The organism is Streptomyces sp. NPDC050287, assembly GCF_044459385.1.
Classification (GTDB): Bacteria; Actinomycetota; Actinomycetes; order Streptomycetales; family Streptomycetaceae; genus Streptomyces.
The window spans coordinates 1-2,502 of sequence record NZ_JBITIY010000043.1 but is presented as its reverse complement, the minus strand read 5'-3'; the positions used below and the strand labels follow the sequence as shown (position 1 = coordinate 2,502).

At 68.2% G+C, this 2,502-nt stretch carries 4 protein-coding genes; 1 reads left to right on the top strand and 3 read right to left on the bottom strand.

The window, feature by feature from the left end:
* From ACIBK3_RS46740 to ACIBK3_RS46730, 3 genes are all read right to left on the bottom strand, one after another.
* A partial coding sequence (locus ACIBK3_RS46740; protein WP_399374771.1) for a transposase occupies window positions 1-353 on the bottom strand: 353 nt, incomplete at its 3' end.
* Window positions 354-492: 139 nt separating this feature from the next.
* On the bottom strand, window positions 493-879 hold the full coding sequence (locus ACIBK3_RS46735; protein WP_399374769.1) for a hypothetical protein: 387 nt from the start codon (window positions 877-879) through the stop codon (window positions 493-495).
* Window positions 880-1,364: 485 nt separating this feature from the next.
* Window positions 1,365-1,757, bottom strand: coding sequence for a hypothetical protein (locus ACIBK3_RS46730; RefSeq protein ID WP_399374768.1), 393 nt, complete (start codon window positions 1,755-1,757; stop codon window positions 1,365-1,367).
* A 31-nt stretch (window positions 1,758-1,788) separates the two neighbouring features.
* On the opposite strand from ACIBK3_RS46730, the gene ACIBK3_RS46725 reads away from it, so the two are divergent.
* Entirely contained in the window at window positions 1,789-2,094 is a 306-nt protein-coding gene (locus ACIBK3_RS46725) for a hypothetical protein (protein WP_399374767.1), read from the top strand.
* Window positions 2,095-2,502 lie beyond the last annotated feature (408 nt).

Here is a 2,502-nt window from a genome sequence, read left to right as displayed (position 1 = left end):
TTGCGAAGGGACCAGCGGGTGAAGGGCTGCCCGAGCTTGGTCGGGCGGGTGGTGGCCGTCTGGACGACGAAGTCCTCATCGTCAGGACTGAGCAGGCGGGGACGGCCTCCCGCCCACCGAGGGTCCAAGCAGGCCAGACCGATCTCGTTGAACCGGTGGATCACGTCCCGGACCGTGTCCTCGTCGGCCTGCACCAACTTTGCGATCACCGGGACCCGGTTCCCGCCAGCCGAGGCCAGCAACATCATCGCAGGCCGGTAACGCACCGTACTGGTGCTGCCCCGGCGCACGATCTGCTGCAGCTTCTGCCCCTCCAGGTCCGTCAGTCTGCGCACACGGACGGGCTCTGCCACCGCGCCTCCAGCGGTCGGATCGGACGTCACCGCTCATCCAACCGCTCGGACGCCCAACCCGGCGAACCTACGTGGTCAGAGCACTAGTTAGCCGCCTATTGGGCTATTGGAATAGTCAGCGGAAGGGGCGGCCGCGCACTCAGTGAGCTGGTGGCCGTCCCTGTGCCGTGCGGTGTGTCAGAATCCGCGGGTGGCGAGCCATTCGTCCAGTGCTACCGAGACCGATGTCGCCCATGGGCAGGTGGTCGAGTTCGTTGTCCAGCGCGAACCGCTTGATCCGCTTCTTCAGCTTCAGCGCAGCGGCGACCGAGGCGTCGAGGCTCTCGCGCGCGATGATGCGCTGATTGAGGACGACCGCCGCCTCCGGGATGTCCTTCGGACGCCCGGGCCCCTGCTCCCATGAAGTCCCGTTGGTGGGCGCCGCATGTGAACTGACGTGCTGCTCATACTGCGGACCGGGCGCTCCGCTGCTTACCGGGAACGCCGTACTGCTGGCAGGCGGCAGAACTGCCTGGGGTACGGCCATCTCAGCTCCCTGAGCCGGCCGGTTCTGCGAGACGTGCTCGACCGGCTGTGTGGGCTGGAGCGCAGGTGCTTCAGGCTCGGGTGCCGGGTCCACAGGCGCCACCTGCCGCTCCACTGGCTCCCCTGAGGGTTCTGTTCCCGCCTCGGGAGCGACGACGGCCGGGCGAACCCGCTGACCGGCGGCCGGCTCCGGCATTGAGCCGCTCCGCGCTACCTCAACGATCGACTGAGCGGATTCCCGCGCCACTTCGGGCAAGGTGGCGGCCCGGCCCTGCGCCGATGCCTCGACGGGAGCGCTGGATGGAGCGGCCTCAACCTGCGGCTTGCCCGCAACCGGACGGCCTTCGCCTCGGGCGGCGGCCTGTTCGGCAGCAAACTGCTCCGCGGTGAGCTCAGCAGTTGGCGGAGGGGGCGGAGAGGCCGTCTTCTTCGCCGCGCCTCCGAGGGCGCGACCAGTGCGGCGGGCTGGGGGCTTCATGCGCTCGGTCATGCGGTCAGTTCCTTCATCAGATTGGCGTACTCGCTCAGTTCGGTGGGGATCTCGCCGAAGGCCTCCATGTAGTGCACCCAGGAGTGGATGGTGGGCTCGGCGAGAGGGAACGACTCGTCGCGGTCGGGACCGACTCCCTCGCCCTGGGCAGGGTCGAGGAGCTGGTCCTTTGCCCGGTTGGGCAGGCTGGTGCGGTCGTCGGCCTTGACCATGACCACGTGGGCGGTGACGTCGCGGGTGTTGCGGGCGGCGGCACGCTCGGCCTCGTCGAAGGTGGCCACGAGTTTGCGGCGCTCGATCTTGGTGGGGGCGACCGGCACGAGCAGCAGGTTCGCCTCGGTCACCGACTCGTGGAAGATGCGGGCGCTGCCGCCGCCGGCGTCGACCACGATCGCGCCGAACTCGGCACGCTTGGCGCGGATGTACTCGGCGATGTCGTCGCGGGTACCGCTCGACCACCAGGTTGGAGGGGATCTCGAATCCCTCTGCCTGGGCGACCTTGAACCAGTCGTAGGCGGACTGGCTGGTGGCGTCGGCGTCGAGCAGCAGTGTTGGCAGGTCGAGGACGACGGCGTAGTAGAGGGCGATGAACCAGGCGGAGGTGGTCTTGCCGGTGCCGCCCTTGAGCATGCCGACGACGATGACGAACGCGTCCCAGACGTGTTCTGTGACTGCGGCCAGGGTCTTGTGACGGGTGTTCTCGTTCACGTGTGCTTGATCTCCTGAAATTGGAAGGTGCGTTGACTGGTCGGCGCGAGTGCCGACCTTTGGTGGATGGCCACGTGCCGACGAAGGGGGGTGCGCGTGCCGCAGGGCTGCGACCGGGATGGCCTTCGCGCAGGGTTTGCACCGGATGGCGACAGTGGGCGGAGCGATCGAGAGCTCTGTCTGTTGCAGTCATGACCGTTCCCCCTCGTGGCGAGAGGGGCCGTGTCGGTGCTGGGGCCGCATGCGGGTGCCGGCTTGGTGCAGGAGCCGGTAGACAGGGACTGGGGCGTTACCGTCTCGCTTGCGTCGGAGGTGACCGGGGGCTCTGGGATCATGCGGCCCTACCTTCTTTCGCAGGGCCCGGTCGTTCGCGACGATGGGGTCGCGCGAGCGGGGCAGGGATGGTTTTCATGCTGGCTGCCGTCG